The organism is Tractidigestivibacter montrealensis, from assembly GCF_024741235.1.
GTDB classification, from domain to species: domain Bacteria; phylum Actinomycetota; class Coriobacteriia; order Coriobacteriales; family Atopobiaceae; genus Tractidigestivibacter; species Tractidigestivibacter montrealensis.
This window is the reverse complement of record NZ_JANSKA010000001.1, coordinates 567513-586444: the sequence shown is the minus strand read 5'-3', so window position 1 is coordinate 586444 and position 18932 is coordinate 567513. Positions and strand designations below refer to the sequence as shown.

The window sequence follows — 18932 nt, the reverse complement described above, 5'->3', positions numbered from 1 at the left end:
GCTTGAGAAAGGCATCCTGCCGTCTTGTCTTGCCCACAAAACTTTCTTAATTTTGGGCTAGACAGACCTTGTGCACTCTGCGTATAATAGCTCCCGCACAACGCGCGTGGGGTATTAGCTCAGCTGGTTAGAGCGCCGGCCTGTCACGTCGGAGGTCGCGGGTTCGAGCCCCGCATATCCCGCCATTGTGAACTCAAGGAGCCCCGCAAGGGGCTCCTTTCTTATGCGTATGAGATGTGCGAGAAGCGCTTGCCAAACGGTGTGCGCCTGCCTACCGGCTGTGTCATTCCGGCAACGCATTACGGCAGCGTCTCCACCACTCGTCCGAATTGATACGTCAAATAGTACAATTCACCCCGTGCCGTTACCGGACTGGTATCATTGGCACGATACGATTCCCAACCGCACTATGGAGACGCCCAGCATGCTCGCTACCACGAACGACAGCGCGCAACTGCAGAGAAAGACCAAGCTCGCCGTATTCGACTTCGACGGCACGTCCATCGACGGCCAGTCCGGCGCGCTCTTCTCGGTGTACCTGTGGCGTCACGGGCTCATGTCTGTTCCGCGAGCCCTCGCGCTCGCCTGGTGGGGCCTGCGCTACAAGCTGCACTTGCCCCAGAGCCAGGACGAGGCTCGCGAGCTCGTCTTTGGCGCGCTCGAAGACCTGAGTCATCGGGACATCGACAAGGTCATGCACGAGTTCTACGAGAGCACCCTCAAGGACCGCTATCGCCCGGAGGTCGTCGCAGAGGTCGCCAAGCGGCATGGCGAGGGCTGCGTCACGCTGCTTGTCTCGGCAACGTTTGCACCCATCGCCGCGGATGCCGCCAAGGCGCTTGGCGTGGACGACTACATTGCCACCGGCATGGAGCGCGACGCCGAGGGCAACTATACGGGTCGCGTCGAGGGAACCGTGGTGCAGGGACCCGAGAAGGTCGCGGCGGTCACGCGTTGGGCGGACGCCCACCTGGGCAAGGGCGCATGGACGCTTGCATATGCCTATGGCGACCACCATACGGATGCAGCGCTGCTCTCGGCGGCCGCTAAGGGTTATGCAGTGTGCCCGGGAGAGACGCTTAGGAAGTTGGCACGGCAGCACGGCTGGGAGATCCTCGAGTGGGGAGACTCTCCTGCAAAGATGAGCCGGAGGAGAGGCTAGCCCATCGGGCTGCCAGGAGGTAGCAATGGAAATCTCGAGAAAGACAGACTACGCACTTCGCATGCTTGCGGCTCTCGTCCAGAAACCGGAGGGCGTGGTTTCGGTGCGCACAGCCGCTAAGGACAATGATGTCCCGTACTCCTTTGCGCGGTCTATCCAGCACGACCTTGCTTTGGCAGGCATCGTTGAGAGCACGCGTGGTGCCCATGGCGGCATGAGGCTGGCCGTCGACCCGCGCACCACGTCGCTTCTCAAGCTCGTCGAGGCAGTGCAGGGCCCCATCCTCATTGCCGCCTGTGACTATGCGGGGGAGGACGGCGGCCCCTGCCCGCGCATGGCCGAGTGCCACTTCAACCCCGTCTGGTGCAACGCCGAGCGCATGCTGCGCGTCTACTTTGACTCCGTGACCCTCTACCAGGTTGTGATGGAGGGTAAGATGCCGCAGATGACGGGCTCGTTCAAGCTCGTGGGCAGCAAGCGCAAGCCAAAGGCCGCGGACGAGTAATGCCGCCCGTCGCGGACCCCGGTGCCCTGCCGGCCGTAGAGGATCTCGCCGCGTTTCGCTCCACGGTGCTTGCGCGTGGGCGCGAGCTCTATCGTGACCTGCCGTGGCGCCGCACGCGGGACCCCTATGCCATATGGATCTCTGAGGTAATGCTCCAGCAGACGCAGGTCTCGCGTGTGGATGGCCGCTGGCAGCACTGGCTGGAGCTCTTTCCCACGGTTGACGCCCTGGCCGCCGCGGACTCTGCGGACGTCTTGGACGAGTGGCAGGGCCTGGGCTACAACAGACGAGCGCTCTCGCTCTGGCGCGCGGCGCAGGAGGTCTCGGAGGCGGGCGGCTGCATGCCATCTGACGAGGCTGCGCTCAAGGCGCTTCCCGGTGTGGGCCCGGCGACGGCTGCGGGAATCCGCGCGTTTGCCTTCGACCTGCCTGGGGCCTACCTCGAGACAAACGTGCGCGCCGTTCTTCTCCACGAGCTCTTCCCTCGGGAGGAGAGCGTGCCAGACGCGCGGCTGGTGCCCATCGCGCGTGCCACGTGCCCGCCGGATGCCAGCGACCCAGCGGATGACACGCGCACCTGGTACTATGCGCTTCTCGACTATGGGGCGCACCTCAAGGCGACCGTCCCCAACCCCTCGCGCCGGTCTCGCTCGCACGTGCGACAGTCGCGCTTCGAGGGCTCTCACCGGCAGAAACGCGCCGAAGTCCTGCGCATCCTTCTCGCTCACCGAGCCGATCCGCGCGGGGGCGTGGACATTGAAACTCTTTGCGTGGAGCTTTCGCGCAAGGAACGCGCAGCGGGTAGAAGAGGTGTGGACGTATCGGATGCCCAGGCGTTACTGGTGGAACTCTCGAGAGAGGGTTTTTGTCATAATAACGGTAACATTTGGTGCACCTGATGCTACTATGGGTACCGCCTGCGAAGGCAGGTGGGGCACGGCTTCGTGACCCAATGTTTCCCCCAAAGAGGGGGAAGGAGAGGAGCAGTAATGGCAGTCGATTTCGAGAACTCGCAGACCAAGAAGAACCTCGAGGCAGCGTTCGCTGGTGAGTCCCAGGCCAGCCGCAAGTACTCCTACTATGCGAGCAAGGCCAAGAAGGAGGGCTACGTCCAGATCTCTGACATCTTCACCGAGACCTCCGGCAACGAGTCCGAGCACGCCAAGCTCTGGTTCAAGTATCTGCACGGCGGCGACGTGCCCGACACCCTGACCAACATCAAGGATGCCGCTGCCGGTGAGAACTACGAGTGGACCGAGATGTACAAGGGCTTCGCCGAGACCGCTGACGAGGAGGGCTTCAAGGAGATCGCTGCCAAGTTCCGCCTGGTTGGCGAGGTCGAGAAGCACCACGAGGAGCGCTACAACAAGCTCGCCGAGCGCGTCGAGAAGGGCGAGGTCTTCAACCGTCCGGGCGTCAAGGTCTGGAAGTGCCTCAACTGCGGTCACCTGCACGTTGGCCCCGAGGCCCCCAAGGTCTGCCCCGTCTGCAACCACCCGCAGAGCTACTTCGAGGAGCAGGCGATCAACTACTAGCGCTTGCCGCATAGGTTTCGCCAATCTGACGAGAGACAAGAGGCGCCCGTCCCGGATTCCCGGGGCGGGCGCCTTGCTTGTGGGGCGAGAGGTTCGCTTTATTTCTCGGGCAGAGCAGATGTCTGGTCGTTCCCGTAACGAAGGGCCTCGTACAACGCTGCGTTGGTGCTGTTCTCGTAGGGCGAGACATAGAAGAGGCCAACGAGTCCAAGCGTGAGGTGCGAAAGGATGTTCCAGCCAATGAACGACAGGTCAAGCACAAAGGCATTCCACTTGTTGCCGTCCATGAGGGTGCGGCTCTGCTCGCACGCCTCTGCTGAGGAGAGCGCGGGGTTCTCGGCGAGGAGAAATGGAATCAGCCGATATTCGTAGGCCTTCACAACGCCGGGAATCACGAGCAACAGGGCCCAGGCGAAGATTTTGAGGTCCCGCAGGAACATGACTTTCACGATATTGAGGTAGCTGCTGTCAAATGCCCAAAGAACTTCTCGTACGTTTGCCGGCTCGCGGAGGTTGAGGAACAGGAAGCGTTGGCAGCCCACCTGGAGGGGGAGAACGAGTAACACTCCGATCAGGATGCCGAGAACCGCGATGACAACTAGGGCTGTAAGCCCAATACCCACGAAGAATCCTGCAACCAACTGGCTGTTGGTCGAGAGGGCAGAGGCGGGGTCCGCGAGCATGTGGGTGGTTTCGGAGAGGCCCTTGCTGCTTGCGTCGGAGGAGCCGCGTGGCAGCGACGACGAATAGGTGAGCAATGACAGGATGGCGGCGACAAGGACCGTCTTCCAGTAGTTGCGCTTAAATGCGGCCTTGCCACGGTGCTTGAGCTCTGCCCTGGTCCACATGATGCGCCTCTTTCTATGGGTCTGGAAGTGAACTGCTTGGGCCAATGGCCCTGGTGACAGCATACGGCAAGAGCGCCGAAAGAGGCACTAGTGCCGCTCAATGACCAGCTTGGCGGCCCGGAAGTCACCACGGGACCCACTATGGGACTTGTAATTATCGCTTAGAACGATAACAACCTATCCAAACCTTGTGGAACTACGAGGGTTCCTTCTCGTCGCAAGGGTGGCTATAGTTGGGAACCATGAAGAGGACACAGACATACCAACCAATTCTGGGCAGGCAGATGCTTTAGCCCGACCGCGAGTAACAGTGACGTTGCCACGCGCTCGGGCTCATCCGGAAGCACTAGCTATCAGCAATTGCGATATCACGCTTTCAGCGCATTACGAGAAACAAGGAGCAAACATCATGGCTTTCGAACTCAACCCCGACTTCGCCAAGGACCCCGAGAAGCACTTCAACACCCTGCAGGTCCACGCCGGCTGGTCCCCCGATCCCACCACCGGTTCTGCGGCACTTCCCGTCTACGCCTCCGCTGCCTTCGAGTTCAAGGACGCCGAGGACGGCGCTTCCAAGTTCGCCCTCTCCCGCCCCGGTAACGTCTACGGCCGCCTGACCAACACCACCACCGACGCCGTTGCAGCTCGTGTGGCCGCGGTCGAGGGTGGTACCGGTGCCGTTGCCGTTGCCTCTGGCCACGCGGCCGAGATTCTCGCCCTTACCAACCTGGTGGGCGCGGGCGACGAGATAGTCGCCTCTGACTCGCTCTACGGCGGCACCTGGAACATCTTCCTGCACACCCTTGGTGACCTGGGCGTGAAGACCACCTTCGTCGAGAACAACGACATCGACGCCTTTGTCGCTGCCACCACGCCCAAGACTAAGCTCTGGTACGTGGAGACCATCGGCAACCCGCTTGTGGACGTCGCGGACGTCCCGGCGTTGGTCCGGGCTGCCAACTCCCTGCCGTCCCCGGTGCCCGTCTTTGTCGATAACACCTTTGCTACCCCGTACCTCTATCGTCCGGCCGAGGATGGCGCGGCCGTCGTGATCGAGTCCCTCACCAAGTGGATTGGCGGCCACGGTGCCACGCTGGGCGGCGCGGTCATCGATACCGGCAAGTTCAACTGGAAGCAGGACCCCGAGAAGTGGCACACCCTTGCCAAGCCCGACCCCTCCTACCACGGTGCCGTCTTCGCGGACGTCGCGCCCGCCGCGCCGTTCTCCACGCGTGTCCTAGCCAACAAGCTGCGCGACTTTGGTCCCACGCTCTCTCCGTACGCCGCACAGCTCATCGGCATCGGCCTCGAGACCCTGTCCCTGCGCGTCCAGCGCCATTCCGACAACGCACTCGCCGTCGCCAAGTGGCTGAAGGACAACCCCAAGGTCGCGTGGGTCCGCTACTCTGGACTCGAGGATGACCCTTCGCACGAGGTTGCTTCCCGTCTCCTCAAGCACGGCTTTGGCGGCGTAGTGGTCTTTGGCGTCAAGGGCGGTCGTGAGGCCGGCCTCAACGTGGTGAACAACGTGAAGCTCTTCACACACCTCGCCAACGTGGGCGACGCAAAGTCCCTCATCATCCACCCTGCCTCCACCACGCACTCGCAGCTCACTCCCGAGCAGCTCAAGGCAGCGCACCTCTCCGAGGACCTCATCCGGCTCTCCGTTGGCATCGAGGACGTGGACGACATCATCGCCGACCTCGACCAGGCGATTGCCAACGCGTAGGCTGTCGGTAGCGACTCCCCAGCCCCTCTCGCGCTCCTAGCGCTTGTCGCCAATACGCTGCTTTTGGCGAGAATTGCAACACATACGGCCCTCCGGCGACAATCGGTCGCCAGAGGGCTTGTTTTGTGCGCAGTGGCTGCAATAATGTGCCTTTCGGCGACATTGGGGCACGCCCCCGCGCACGCTAGTTCCTTCGATTGATGTAGCGGTCGGGCTGGCCGGCACTCGGGCAGACGTCGGCCATGGGGCACCCTGCGCACTTGGGCGAGCGTGCCGTGCATACGTCGCGCCCAAAGTGGATCCACTCCTCGTTAACGTTGCACCACAGCTCGCGCGGAATCACGTCGAGAAGGTCCTTCTCGGCAGCCGCTGGCGTCGTTGCGCGGGTGAGCCCAAAGCGCGTTGCCAGGCGAAACACGTGGGTGTCCACCGCAATGCCATCTACTACGCCAAATGCCTTGTTCAGCACGATGTTGGCCGTCTTTCTCCCCACGCCCGGCAGTCGGCAGAGCTCCTCCATGGTCCCGGGAACCTCTCCGCCAAAGTCCGAGACGATCATCTGTGCCGTCTCCACGCAGTGCTTGGACTTGGCACGCCAGAAACCAATGGAGTGTATAACCTCGCCAACCTCCTCGGGGTCTGCGGCGGCCATGGACTGGGCGTCAGGCCAGCGCGAGAAGAGCTCCGGCGTCACGCGGTTCACGCCGGCATCGGTGGTCTGTGCCGAGAGCAGCACGCATATCACCAGCTCGAATGGGTTCGCAAATGTGAGGGCGCTCTTTACGCCGGGGTACAGCTCGCCCATGCGCCGGCAGATCTCTGTGGCGCGCTCCCGCTTTGACTTCTTTGACTCCCGTGGCATAGCAGCTCCTCTCGTCTGTCGTCAATGATACCCAGTGGGCCGCAATTTGACATGGCGGCAATGCTCGCCGTGGCCATTCCACCGGGGCTTCGACAAAGCCGCTCGGGCACCCAAAATCACCGCTCGCACCGTTATGTGGAACCGTTCCCGCACTCATTTGCCCAACACCTGTGCGTCCCCGGTCAGTTTGCGTTTATGGAATATAATTGGAGAATGACGGGGGCGACGGCCAATAAACCGCACGTCACACCCCATGGGGGACACAAACGACGCGTGAGGAGCGAGCATGCAGACTCGTGACAGTTCTCTGTACTTGAGCGACGACGACCTCTACCTGCTGGCAAAGGGCGAGTGGTACCGCAGCTACGACAAGATGGGTGCGCATCAGGCCGTCGACGAGAACGGCACCGAGGGCTTCCACTTTGCCGTCTGGGCGCCCCAGGTGAAGAGCGTTCACGTGATTGGGGAGTTCAACAACTGGGATGAGGGGGCCAATCCGCTTGCCAAGACCAAGACCGGCGATGTCTGGCAGGGCTTTGTCCCCGGCGTCCAGATGGGCTCGCTCTACAAGTTTGTGATCGAGACAAACTCCGGCAAGCGCCTCTACAAGGCAGACCCGTACGCGTTCTTTGCCGAGAAGGCCCCGGGCACGGCCTCGCGCACGTATGACATCAATGGCTATACCTGGAGCGACGAGGCGTGGCTTGCCAAGCGCGCAAAGGAAGACAAGCTCAAGTCCCCGCTCAACATCTACGAGGTGCACCTTGGCTCGTGGCGCCGCCACGGAGACGAGCCGCAGGGAGACCCGCGCCCGGATGGCACCTACCCTGGCCCCGGCGACCCGTTTCCCGCGCAGCGCGGCGAGTTCTACTCGTACGATGACCTCTCCGTCGAGCTGGTGGACTACGTGCGCACCATGGGCTACTCGCACATCGAGCTCATGCCCGTCATGGAGCATCCGTTTGACGGCTCGTGGGGCTATCAGGTGACGGGCTACTTCGCCCCAACCTCGCGCTACGGCGAGCCCAAGCAGTTCAAGCACTTTGTCGACGCCTGCCACAAGGCCGGCATCGGCGTGATTCTCGACTGGGTGCCCGGTGGCTTCTGTGCCGATGAGCAGGGCCTTGCCACCTTCAACGGCGAGATGCTCTACGAGAACGAGGTTCACCCCAACTGGGGTACGCACAAGTTCGACTTCTCGCGTGGACAGGTGCGCACCTTCCTTATCTCCAACCTGCTCTACTGGATTGACGAGTACCACGCCGACGGCATCCGCATGGATGGCGTCACCTCCATGCTCTACCTCAACTTTGGCGTGGACGACCCGCGTCTCAAGAAGTTCAACTCGCGCGGCACCGAGGAGGATGACGACGCCATCGCGTTTGTCCGCCAGTGCAACTCCACGGTGGGCAAGTACTACCCGGATGTCTCGATGATTGCCGAGGAGTCCACGGCGTGGCCGCTCGTGACCTACCCGCCCGTGGACGGCGGCCTGGGCTTCAACTTCAAGTGGGACATGGGCTGGATGAACGACACGCTGCACTACATGCAGACCGACTTCCCCTATCGCCCGGGCAACCACAGGTTGCTTACGTTCTCCACCATGTACCAGTTCAACGAGAACTTCGTGCTGCCGCTTAGCCACGACGAGGTGGTCAACGGCAAGTGCTCGCTCATCACGCGCATGCCCGGCGACTACTGGTGCCAGTTTGCAGGCATGAGGGCGCTTGCCTTCTACCAGATGACACACGCGGGCGGCAAGCTCAACTTCATGGGCAACGAGATCGCCCAGTTCATCGAGTGGCGCTACTACGAGGGCATCCAGTACTTCCTTGCCGAGCAGTACGACACCCACCGTCACCAGCAGCAGTTCGTTGCTGCGCTCAACGCGTTCTACAACGCGCACCCTGCGCTCTGGCAGCGCTCCTACACGAGCGACGGCTTCGAGTGGATCGACGCCGACAACGCCAAGCAGTCGATCATCTCGTTCATCCGTAGGGGCGACAACCCCAAGGACGACCTCGTCATTCTCATCAACTTTGACGTGAACGCCCGTGAGGACTTCCGCCTTGGCGTGCCCGAAGAGGGCTACTACGAGGAGCTCTTCAACTCCGACGCCGAGCAGTTTGGCGGCTCCGGGGTGGTGAACATTGGCAAGCTCGAGACCAGCGAGACTCCGTGGAACGGCCGCGAGCAGACTGTTGTCCTGCGCGTGCCGCCGCTGGGCGGCCTCATCCTGCACCGCACCGGAGCGTTGAGGAAGCGTCGCGCCACCACTACGCGCGTAAAGACCGCCACGACAAAGGCCACGGCGGCAAAGAAGCCGGCAGCAAAGGCAAAGGCTGCAGCCGCCGAGAAGAAGGCGCCCGCCAAGCCTGCAACAAAGAAGCCCGCGGCCAAGAAGACGGTGGCGAGCAAGACTACGACAAAGCCCGCAGCTAAGGCTGCCGCAGAGAAGAAGCCCGCGACTCGTCGAGCGTCTTCGACAAAGGCGCCAAAGACCAAGTAAACCGTCATTCGTCACGCGCGCCATACCGTCAGGCAACGCGCGCGTGACGAATGCGCCCGTATAATGAGACGGGAACGTTCCCATGTAATGTTGGGGCGTTCCGTCCCGCAGAGCATGACATTGGAGTCACATGGCACAGGAAAAGATCTTCAAGGACACCGCAGATTTCGAGAAGCAGTATCGCGAGGCTTGCATGGCAGACCTCAGCAAGAAGTTCGAGGACTGCACTCAGCTCGAGCGCTACCAGGTGCTCGCGACGCTCATCGCGAAGAAGTCTCGTAACGTTTCTGTGGCAACGCACCAGAGGGGCGAGAAGAAGGTCTATTACTTCTCCCTCGAGTTCCTCCTTGGTCCGCTGCTTGACAACTATCTTCTCAACCTTGGCGTTCACGACCTTGTCGCTAAGGGCGTGGAGGACATGGGCGGCTCCCTCGAGACCATTTGCCGCCAGGAGGCAGACCCTGGCCTGGGCAACGGCGGCCTGGGGCGTCTCGCCGCATGCTTCCTCGACTCCATGGCACACGAGGGCATTGCCGGCTACGGCAACGGTATGCGCTACCACTATGGTCTCTTCCGCCAGGTCATCGAGGGCGGTCGCCAGGTCGAGAAGACCGACAACTGGCTCGAGAACGGCTTCCCCTGGGAGTCTCGCCGCGACTCCGACACGGTGATTGTCCAGTTTGGCGGCCAGGTCGTGCGCCACGAGGACGAGACTGGTCGCTACTGGTTCACCCAGGAGGGCGGCGAGAAGGTGCGCGCCGTTCCGTATGACGTGCCCATCGTTGGCTATGGCACCAAGAAGATTAATCGCCTGCGCCTCTGGAGCGCCGAGCCCTACGAGGAGAACTTCGACCTCGACGCGTTCAACGCCGGCGACTACGCCAAGGCGAACAAGTTCCGCTCCGACGTCGAGGCCATCTCTACGATCCTCTATCCCAACGACTCCGGCGAGCACGGCAAGATTCTGCGCCTGAAGCAGGAGTACCTGTTTGTCTCCGCTGGCCTGCAGACCATCCTCGGCACCTACGAGCGCGACTTTGGCCCCGACTGGGAGCACCTCGCCGACCACGTGGCCATCCACACCAACGACACGCACCCAGCCATGTGCGGCCCCGAGCTCATGCGCATCCTGGTAGACGAGCGCGGTGTGGACTTTGACCTAGCGTTCAAGATTGCCAAGCAGACCATCTCCTACACCAACCACACGGTCATGCCCGAGGCACTGGAGAAGTGGCCCATCGACACCTTCCGTGCCCTCATGCCGCGCCTGTACATGTTCATCGAGGAGATTGACCGCCGTTATCGCGAGAGCTTCCCCCACTCCTTCGACGACTGGGGAGAGATGCTCAAGAACACCGCCATCCTCTGGGACGGCCAGGTGCGCATGGCAAACCTCTCGATCATCTTCAGTCACTCGGTGAACGGCGTCTCCGCGCTTCACACGAGCATCCTCGAGGAGGGCGTGCTCAAGGACTTCTACCGCCTCAATCCCGAGATGTTCAACAACAAGACAAACGGCGTCTCGCACCGCCGCTTCCTTGCCGAGGCCAACCCCTCCTACGCGCGCCTGATTTCCGGTGCCATTGGCACGGGCTGGCTGGACGACGCCTTCGAGCTCGAGAAGCTCACGGCCTACGAGCAGGATGCTGGCTTCCTGGACGAGATGGAGAAGGCCAAACTTGCCGACAAGCAGCGCCTTGCGGCGTACGTGAAGGAGACCTCCGGCGTCGACCTCGACTGCTCCATGGTCTTCGACGTGCAGGTCAAGCGCTTCCATGCCTACAAGCGTCAGCTGCTCAACGTGTTCAAGAGCCTGGACATCTACAACCGCATCCTCGCAGACCCGCACTTTGACCCGCGTCCCACGGCGTTCATCTTCTCGGGCAAGGCTGCCCAGAGCTACACCTTTGCCAAGGAGGTCATCCGCCTTATCAACTCGGTGGCCGACGTGGTGAACAACGACGCGCGTGTGAACGACAAGATCAAGGTCGCCTTCGTTCCCAACTTCGCCGTGTCGAGCGCCCAGCTCATCTATCCTGCCGCCGAGATCTCCGAGCAGATCTCGACCGCCGGCACCGAGGCATCCGGCACCTCCAACATGAAGCTCATGATGAACGCGGCCATCACGCTGGGCACCTATGACGGTGCCAACGTCGAGATTGCAAAGCTCGTGGGTGACGAGAACATCAAGATCTTTGGCCTGCGCACCGAGGAGGTCGAGGCGCTGCGTGCCTCTGGCCACTACTTCGCTTGGGACCAGTACAACGCCGACCGCGAGCGCCTTGGCCGTGTGGTGGACATGCTCTCCGACGGCTCGCTCGCACGTCTCTCGGGCAACTTCGAGAGCATCCACGACTACCTCATGGTGAGCAATGATCCGGACCTCGTTCTGCGCGACTTCCGCTCCTATGTTGACGCTTGGGACGAGCTCACCACCGCCTACGGAGACCGTGCCGCATGGAACAAGGCGGCGCTGCACAATACCGCCAAGGCCGGATACTTCTCTAGTGACCGAACCATTCGCGAGTACATGAGTGACATCTGGCATATTGAGGCATAGGAACTACCCCGCAAACCTGCGGGTTGAAGGCATGAGGCATGTGTTGGGACGTTAGAAGGGAATGGGGGACCTTATGAGCAAGAAGGAATGCATCGCGATGCTTCTTGCCGGAGGGCAGGGCAGCAGGCTTGGCGCGCTCACCAGCAACGTGGCAAAGCCGGCAGTTTCGTTCGGCGGCAAGTTCCGCATCATCGACTTCGCGCTCTCTAACTGCGCGAACTCGGGCGTCTCGACGGTGGGCGTGCTTACCCAGTACCGTCCGTACCTGCTGCACTCCTACATTGGCACCGGCGAGGCGTGGAACCTCGACGAGCGTGACGGCGGCGTCTCGATTCTGCCGCCCTATGCCACCCAGACTGGCGGTGCCTGGTACGAGGGCACGGCAGACGCCGTGACGCAGAACCTTGGCTACATCGACCAGAACGACCCGGAGTACGTCCTCATCCTCTCGGGCGACCAGCTCTACCGCATGGACTACGGCAAGATGCTCGAGAACCACAAGCGCCACAACGCCGACCTCACCATCGCCGTCATGCCGGTGCCCTGGGAGGAGGCCTCGCGCTTTGGCATCATCACGCAGGACGATGACGAGCGCATCCTCAAGTTTACCGAGAAGCCTAAGAAGCCCGATTCCAACCTCGCGTCCATGGGCATCTACATCTTCAACGCCGACCTCCTCGAGAGCTCCCTCAAGGAGGACGCCGTCGACCAGACGTCCGAGCACGACTTCGGGAAGAACATCATCCCCAAGCTCCTGGCCGACGGCAAGCGCCTCTACACCTACGAGTTCAGCGGCTTCTGGCGCGACGTGGGCACCATCTCGAGCTACCACGAGACGAGCATGGACCTTCTCGGCCCCAACCCCGCCTTTGACCTGTACAGCGAGGACTTCCCCATCATGAGTAACGCCTCCACGAGGCCGCCCGCGTTCGTGGGCCGCGATGGCGATGTCGATGACTGCCTGGTCGCAAACGGCGTTCAGGTTTACGGCAAGGCCAAGCACTCGATTCTCTCGGTCGACGCCTACGTTGGCGAGCATGCCACGGTTGTCGACTCCGTCCTGCTCCCCGGTGCCGTCGTGAAGAACGGCGCGCACGTTGTTCGCGCGATCCTGGGCGAGAACTCTGTCGTCGAGGAGAACGTGAACCTCGGTAGCGTCGACTCTACGAAGGACACGGCCGTCATTGGGAATGACGTCGTTGTCGGGAAGGGGGAGTAAGCAATGGAAAAGGTCATCGGCCTCATTACGTGCAACTACTCGGCCAAGTCCCCGAGCGCGCTCGTCGAGAGCCGCCCGGTTGCGTCCATGCCGTTCCTCGGCCGCTATCGCCTGGTGGACTTCCCCCTGTCCAACATGGTGAACGCTGGCCTGCGCACCGTGGGCATGGTCATGCCCTACAACTACCGCTCGATCATCGACCACGTGGGCTCTGGCAAGGACTGGAACCTCGACCGCAAGAACGGCGGCCTGTTTGTCCTCCCTGGCTCTGCCTTTGGCACCTCTCGCACCGGCGCGCGCTTCCTGCTGCGCGACCTGGTGCACAACAAGGTCTTCTTCACGAGGTCCAAGTCTGACTACGTGATCTTCTCGACCGCCAACTTTGTCTACAACATGGACCTCAACGAGCTGTACGACGCCCACGTTGCTTCCGGAGCCGACGTCACTGTGCTTACCAAGCAGGCCAGCGGCAATGATGCCGACGTCACCGGCTTCGAGCTGGACGGCTCTCGCGTCACGGGCGTGAAGCACGGCGTCTCGTTTGGCGACACCGCTTTCCTCGATTGCTTTGTGATTAGCCGCCAGCTGCTGCTCGACATGTTCGACTGGTACGCTGCCACCGACTACCTCGACCTTTTTGAGGCCATGGGCAACGACTACGGCCGCGTGAACGTTCAGGCGTACAACTTTGACGGCTATGCCGCGGCCGTTTTCAACAAGAAGAGCTACTACCGTTCTAACATGGACGCGCTTGATCCTCGCATCAACGCTGAGCTCTTCCCCGAGGGCCGCTTCATCAAGACCAAGGCGCATGACACCTCGCCAGCAAAGTTCGAGGTGGGCTCCCACGTCACTAACTCGCTTGTCTCCGCGGGCTGCCGCATCTTTGGCAACGTGGGCGACTCAATCCTGGGTCGCAACGTCATTGTTGAGAGCGGCGCCACCATTCGCGGTTCCGTGGTGATGCAGGACTGCGTCATCAAGAGCGGCGCTCGTGTTGAGAACGCAATTGTCGATAGGAACAACGTCGTCCCAGCAGGCACCGAGCTTCGTGGCACTCCCGAGGACGTCCTCATCAAGGAAAAGGGTCGCGAGTAGAGGTGGGAACCATGCCAACAAGCGCACACCGCAGGAAGCTGAGGATTCTCTTCGCATCCTCAGAGGCGGTGCCGTTCGCCAAGACTGGCGGCCTGGGTGACGTGGCGGGATCCCTCCCGCGCGCGCTCAAGCACGCCGGTGCTAAGGCGGCAGTCATATTGCCCAAGTACGGGACCATCCCCCAGGAGTACCGTGACCGCATGAAGCATGTCGCGGACTTCTACGTGCCCCTGGCGTGGAGGAACGTTTACTGCGGCATCGAGAAGCTCGAGCTTCAGGGTCTCGACTTCTACTTTGTGGACAACGAAGCCTACTTCAAGCGCGACGGGCTCTACGGTTACTTCGACGATGGCGAGCGCTTCGCCTTCTTTTCAAAGGCCATCTGCGAGGCCATTGTCAAGGTGCCCGAGCTCGCCTGCGACGTCTTGCACTGCAACGACTGGCAGACTGCGCTCTGCCCTGTCTTTCTCCGCGAGCTCTACCGCGGCGCCCCGCAGTGCAACAACGTCAAGACCGTCATGACGGTCCACAACATCAAGTTCCAGGGTCAGTACGGAGACAAGATGCTCTCCGACATTCTTGGCCTTGCCGACATTCCCGCCGCTCGTGACCAGCTCTATTGCGACAAGGACTCAATCAACTTCATGAAGGGCGGCCTGTGCTACGCGGACGCCCTCACTACCGTGAGCCCGAGCTACGCCTACGAGCTGCAGATGCCGTTCTACGGAGAGGGGCTCGACCCCATCTTCCGTAGGCGCTCCAACATCCTGACGGGCATCCTCAACGGTATCGACACGAGCATCTGGAACCCCAAGACCGACGGCATGATCACGGCCAACTACTCTGCCGATGACCTTGCCAACAAGGCCGAGTGCAAGCGTGCGCTCCAGGAGGAGCTTGGCCTGCGCCAAGACCCCACGCGCCCGCTTGTGGTGATGATTGGCCGCCTTACCAACCAGAAGGGCCTGGGCCTTGTCCGCTATGCCATGGACGGCATCATGAGGCGCGGCGTCCAGGTTGCCATTCTCGGCACCGGTGACGCAGACCAGGAAGAGGCGTTCCGCTACTTCGACCAGAAGTACGGCGACATGATGTGCGCGCGCATTGCCTTTGACAACGCGCTTTCGCACCGCATGTACGCTGGCGGCGACATCCTGCTTATGCCGTCCGAGTTTGAGCCCTGTGGTCTCTCCCAGATGATTGCCATGCGCTACGGCACGCTTCCCCTCGTGCGCGAGACGGGCGGCCTGCGCGACTCGGTGGTCCCATACAACAAGTTCACTGGCGAGGGCACCGGCTTCCGCTTCTCCAACATGAACGCGGACGAGATGGCGGACACCCTCCTGGGGGCCTGCGAGCTTTTCTGGACTAACCAGGAGCTCTGGACTAAGCTCATGCTCCAGGCTATGGCGACAGACTTTAGCTGGCGCCGTGCCGCAAACGATTACATGGACATCTACCACGGGCTTCATCCTGAGGTCATTAGGTACAACAAGAGAAGAGACAGGTAAGGCTTGAAGGCGCGGCACGTAACTTCCGAGAGGGAGTACAGAGATCCCTTTGGCGCCGTCCGGTTGGGCGGCGCCGTTACTGTAGGCATCGACGTCTGGGATGACGAGGTGGTGTTCTGCACGCTTCGCACCTGGACGGACGGGGTGGGCGAGCGCCTGCTCGAAATGCATGGTGAGAAGCGCGGTGGCGTGACGCACTTCTCGGTCACCTTTACCCCGGACAGGACCGGCATCATCTGGTACAGCTTCGACATTGAGGCATCAGACGGCGCCGTGTGGCGCTATGGTGCGCAGCCTGGCTGGACTACCGGCGAAGGCGCGTTTGCCTACGGCGACCCCCCGTCGTTCCAGATAACCGTCTACAAGCAGCGCGCCATCCAGCCTAACTGGTATCGCGGCGGTATTGTGTACCAGGTCTTTCCCGACCGTTTTGCCCGCGGGGAGGACTGGCGCCGCAGGGCCGACGTTGCCATGGAGCGCCCGCACATCGCCGGCCCAGGTCGTGCCGTGGTCGACGATTGGTCCACGCCTCCTGCCTACGACAAGGACGAGAACGGCCGCATCAAGCGCTGGGACTTCTATGGCGGAACCCTCGAGGGCGTTCGCGAGAAGCTGCGTTACCTCAAGGATCTGGGCGTGACGGTGATCTACCTCAATCCCATATTTGAGGCCGCAAGCAACCATCGCTACGACACCGGTGACTACATGGCCATCGACCCCATGCTTGGCGACGAAGAGAGCTTCCGCCGCCTGTGCGTGGACGCCGAGGAGATGGGCATCTCGGTGATCCTGGACGGCGTCTTCAACCATACCGGCTGCGATTCTCGCTACTTCAACAAGTACGGGAACTACCCAGACTCCGTGGGCGCGTACCAGAGCACCGATTCGGTCTATCGCTCGTGGTACACATTCCACGATGACGGGACTTACGACAGCTGGTGGGGCGTGGACGACCTTCCCGCCATCAACGAGAACGACCCCTCCTACCACGAGTTCATTTGCGGTCGCGAGGGCGTGGTGCGCCGGTGGCTGCGCGATGGCGCACGCGGCTGGCGCCTGGACGTTGCAGACGAGCTGCCCGACAGCTTCATCGCGGACATCAAGCATGCGGTTCTCGCTGAGAAGCCCGACGGCCTTCTCATTGGCGAGGTGTGGGAGGACGCCAGCAACAAGACGGCCTACGGCTCGCTGCGCCAGTACTTTGAGGGCTCGGAGCTTGACGGCACCATGAACTACCCGCTGCGCGAGGGACTTCTCGCCTTCATGCGCAACGAGATTGGCGCGCAGGAGCTCACGAGGCGCCTGGAGCAGCTGGGCGAGAACTACCCTGGCCAGGCGCTCTACAGCGAGCTCAACCTCCTGGGCAGCCACGATCGCGAGCGCCTCTTCACGACACTGGGCGGCGCGCCCAACCCCGACACGCTCTCCGAGTCCGAGCGTGCGTCGTATCGCCTTGACCCCGGTCAGCGTAACCTGGCCAAGAGCCGCCTGTGGGCAATTACGTTGCTGCAGATGACCCTGCCCGGCGTCCCCTGCATCTACTACGGGGACGAGCGCGGCATGGAGGGCTTCCGCGACCCCTACAACCGCGCGGCCTACCCCTGGGGCGGCGGTGACAAGGACTGCTTTGACATCTACCGCAACGCCATTGCCGTGCGCAAGACGCTCGACGTGCTGGTGGACGGCAGGTTCAACCCGTTTGCGGTGGGCGATGACGTGTTTGGGTTCTGGCGCAGGAGCCGAACCAAGAGCGACTGCGTGTGCGTGCTGGTCAACGCCAGCCTGAACAACTCACACACTGTGCGGATTCCCATCGAGAGCGGCATGGAGGTCTCGGATGTTGTCTCCGGCCGCGACCCCAAGGTATCGCAGGGCCAGGCGGAGGTCTTCCTCTGGCCGCTGGGTACGGCGGTGCTGCACTTCCATAGGCACGAGCGACTCCAGAAGCCGCTCGAGCGCGGCATGGGCGTGTTGTGCCACGTGACCTCGGTGCCCAACAACGGCAAGCCGGGAACGCTGGGGGCGCCGGCCAAGCGCTTCGTGGACTGGCTGGCCAGCTGCGGCCAGCACTACTGGCAGGTGCTTCCCGTGAACCCCACGGACGAGTTTGGTTCGCCCTATGCCGGCCTGGCCGCCAATGCAGGCAACGTTGCCCTTCTCGAGCGAGATCCCGAGGAGGTTCTCGCCGACGACACGCTCTTTGGCGACGGCCACTTCGCCGAGTTCTGCGACGATAACGACTACTGGCTCACGCCCTATGCCACGTTCTGTGCGCTGAAGGACAAGTTCGACGGCGCACCCTGGCAGGCTTGGCCAGAGCAGTATCGCAGCTATTCGCCGCGCCTTGCGGATGACCCCGAACTGGCGCCGGGCATCGAGACGGCGCGCAAGCTGCAGTTTGAGTTCCAGCAGGAGTGGAACGAGCTTCGCGCTTACGCCAACGAGCGTGGCGTGCGCATCGTGGGCGACATGCCCATGTACGTCTCGGCGGACTCCGCGGACGTGTGGAGCGAGCCGGACATCTTTGACCTGGATGGGGACGGGCATGCGGCCATGCAGGCCGGCGCCCCTGCCGACCAGCTCTCCGCCGAAGGGCAGCTCTGGGGCAACCCCACCTACGATTGGGACGTCCTGCGCTCTGACGGCTACGACTGGTGGCTTCGCAGGCTTGACCGCGCGTTCAAGCTCTATGACTATGTGCGGCTTGACCGCTTCATTGGGTTCTCCTCGTACTACGAGATTGAGGCCGGCAAGCCGGCAACCGAGGGCGCGTACGCCTTTGGCCCAGGCGCCAACCTCTTCCGTGCGGCCAACAAGCTCTTTGGCGGGCTGCCACTCATTGCCGAGGACCTGGGCAACGTCACACCGGCAGTGCGCGCCCTTATTGCCGAGACGGGCGTGCCCGGCATGAGCATCGTGCAGTTTGCCGACCAGGACGTACGCAACGAGTTCACGCCCAACAGGGGTTCTGTGGTCTATACGGGCACGCACGACACTGAGACCCTTGTGGGCTGGTGTGCTCGCAGCTTTGCGGACGGCGATGCCGAGAAGGCCGTCGAGCTTGCGCGTGACATCGAGCGTCGTACCGCTGGCGTGGAGAATGACGTGGTGATCATGCCGCTGCAAGACGTGCTGCTCCTGGGCAACGATGCGCGCATGAACGTGCCCGGCGTCGCCGAGGGCAACTGGACGTGGCAGGCGGATGCGGCAGACGTTGAGGCTGCGGCCGCCTGGCTTCGCGAGCTTGCCGATGAGTCCGGAAGGGCAGTCGAGGGGTAAGGGCTTCGGAGAATAGCTCTTTTTCTTAATGGGCCGTTGTGTTTGCGCAGGTCGCGACTATCGCGCTTAAGAAAGGGAGCTATTCTCCGGTCCTTTGCGCTTTCTGTTGCGACGC

The 18932-nt window shown here is 62.1% G+C and carries 13 protein-coding genes and 1 tRNA gene; 12 read left to right on the top strand and 2 right to left on the bottom strand.

Going from position 1 to position 18932, the window contains the following annotated elements; translation table 11 throughout:
- The first annotated feature begins 108 nt into the window (after window positions 1–108).
- The 5 genes from NVS32_RS02565 (at window position 109) to rbr (ending at window position 3202) form a co-directional block, all read left to right on the top strand.
- A tRNA-Asp gene (locus NVS32_RS02565) sits at window positions 109–185 on the top strand.
- A gap of 239 nt (window positions 186–424) precedes the next feature.
- Window positions 425–1162 carry an HAD family hydrolase gene (locus NVS32_RS02560; RefSeq protein ID WP_258498520.1) on the top strand — a complete coding sequence of 246 codons (738 nt, stop codon included), beginning with the start codon at window positions 425–427 and terminating at the stop codon, window positions 1160–1162.
- 25 nt (window positions 1163–1187) lie between these two features.
- The gene (locus NVS32_RS02555) at window positions 1188–1667 is read left to right on the top strand and encodes an RrF2 family transcriptional regulator (protein WP_258498519.1); all 480 of its coding nucleotides are present in this window, start codon (window positions 1188–1190) and stop codon (window positions 1665–1667) included.
- Window positions 1667–2566, top strand: coding sequence for an HhH-GPD family protein (locus tag NVS32_RS02550; protein WP_258498518.1), 900 nt, complete (start codon window positions 1667–1669; stop codon window positions 2564–2566). Before NVS32_RS02555 ends, NVS32_RS02550 begins: the two co-directional genes overlap by 1 nt.
- A gap of 90 nt (window positions 2567–2656) precedes the next feature.
- The gene (rbr, locus tag NVS32_RS02545) at window positions 2657–3202 is read left to right on the top strand and encodes a rubrerythrin (RefSeq protein ID WP_059052776.1); all 546 of its coding nucleotides are present in this window, start codon (window positions 2657–2659) and stop codon (window positions 3200–3202) included.
- A gap of 98 nt (window positions 3203–3300) precedes the next feature.
- Here rbr and NVS32_RS02540 read toward each other — a convergent pair whose 3' ends face one another.
- Window positions 3301–4050, bottom strand: a complete 750-nt coding sequence (locus tag NVS32_RS02540) for a DUF975 family protein (protein ID WP_258498517.1) — start codon at window positions 4048–4050, stop codon at window positions 3301–3303.
- A gap of 409 nt (window positions 4051–4459) precedes the next feature.
- Between NVS32_RS02540 and NVS32_RS02535 the strand changes: the two genes are divergently transcribed.
- Window positions 4460–5779 carry an O-acetylhomoserine aminocarboxypropyltransferase/cysteine synthase family protein gene (locus NVS32_RS02535; RefSeq protein WP_258498516.1) on the top strand — a complete coding sequence of 440 codons (1320 nt, stop codon included), beginning with the start codon at window positions 4460–4462 and terminating at the stop codon, window positions 5777–5779.
- Window positions 5780–5963: 184 nt separating this feature from the next.
- Here NVS32_RS02535 and nth read toward each other — a convergent pair whose 3' ends face one another.
- Window positions 5964–6641: an endonuclease III gene (nth, locus tag NVS32_RS02530; protein WP_258498515.1), complete on the bottom strand. Its 678-nt coding sequence runs from the start codon at window positions 6639–6641 to the stop codon at window positions 5964–5966.
- Between the two features lie 286 nt (window positions 6642–6927).
- Here nth and glgB point away from each other — a divergent pair, with 286 nt between their 5' ends.
- From glgB to NVS32_RS02500, 6 genes are all read left to right on the top strand, one after another.
- The gene (gene glgB / locus NVS32_RS02525; protein ID WP_258498514.1) at window positions 6928–9150 is read left to right on the top strand and encodes a 1,4-alpha-glucan branching protein GlgB; all 2223 of its coding nucleotides are present in this window, start codon (window positions 6928–6930) and stop codon (window positions 9148–9150) included.
- A gap of 130 nt (window positions 9151–9280) precedes the next feature.
- A complete protein-coding gene (locus NVS32_RS02520; RefSeq protein ID WP_258498513.1) occupies window positions 9281–11710 on the top strand; it encodes a glycogen/starch/alpha-glucan phosphorylase in 2430 nt (809 codons plus the stop codon).
- A 73-nt stretch (window positions 11711–11783) separates the two neighbouring features.
- Window positions 11784–12929 carry a glucose-1-phosphate adenylyltransferase gene (locus tag NVS32_RS02515; protein ID WP_258498512.1) on the top strand — a complete coding sequence of 382 codons (1146 nt, stop codon included), beginning with the start codon at window positions 11784–11786 and terminating at the stop codon, window positions 12927–12929.
- A 3-nt stretch (window positions 12930–12932) separates the two neighbouring features.
- On the top strand, window positions 12933–14027 hold the full coding sequence (gene glgD / locus NVS32_RS02510; protein WP_258498511.1) for a glucose-1-phosphate adenylyltransferase subunit GlgD: 1095 nt from the start codon (window positions 12933–12935) through the stop codon (window positions 14025–14027).
- A gap of 11 nt (window positions 14028–14038) precedes the next feature.
- Window positions 14039–15538, top strand: a complete 1500-nt coding sequence (gene glgA / locus NVS32_RS02505; RefSeq protein ID WP_258498510.1) for a glycogen synthase GlgA — start codon at window positions 14039–14041, stop codon at window positions 15536–15538.
- Between the two features lie 3 nt (window positions 15539–15541).
- Window positions 15542–18817, top strand: a complete 3276-nt coding sequence (locus NVS32_RS02500; RefSeq protein ID WP_258498509.1) for a 4-alpha-glucanotransferase — start codon at window positions 15542–15544, stop codon at window positions 18815–18817.
- The last annotated feature ends 115 nt before the right edge of the window (window positions 18818–18932 follow it).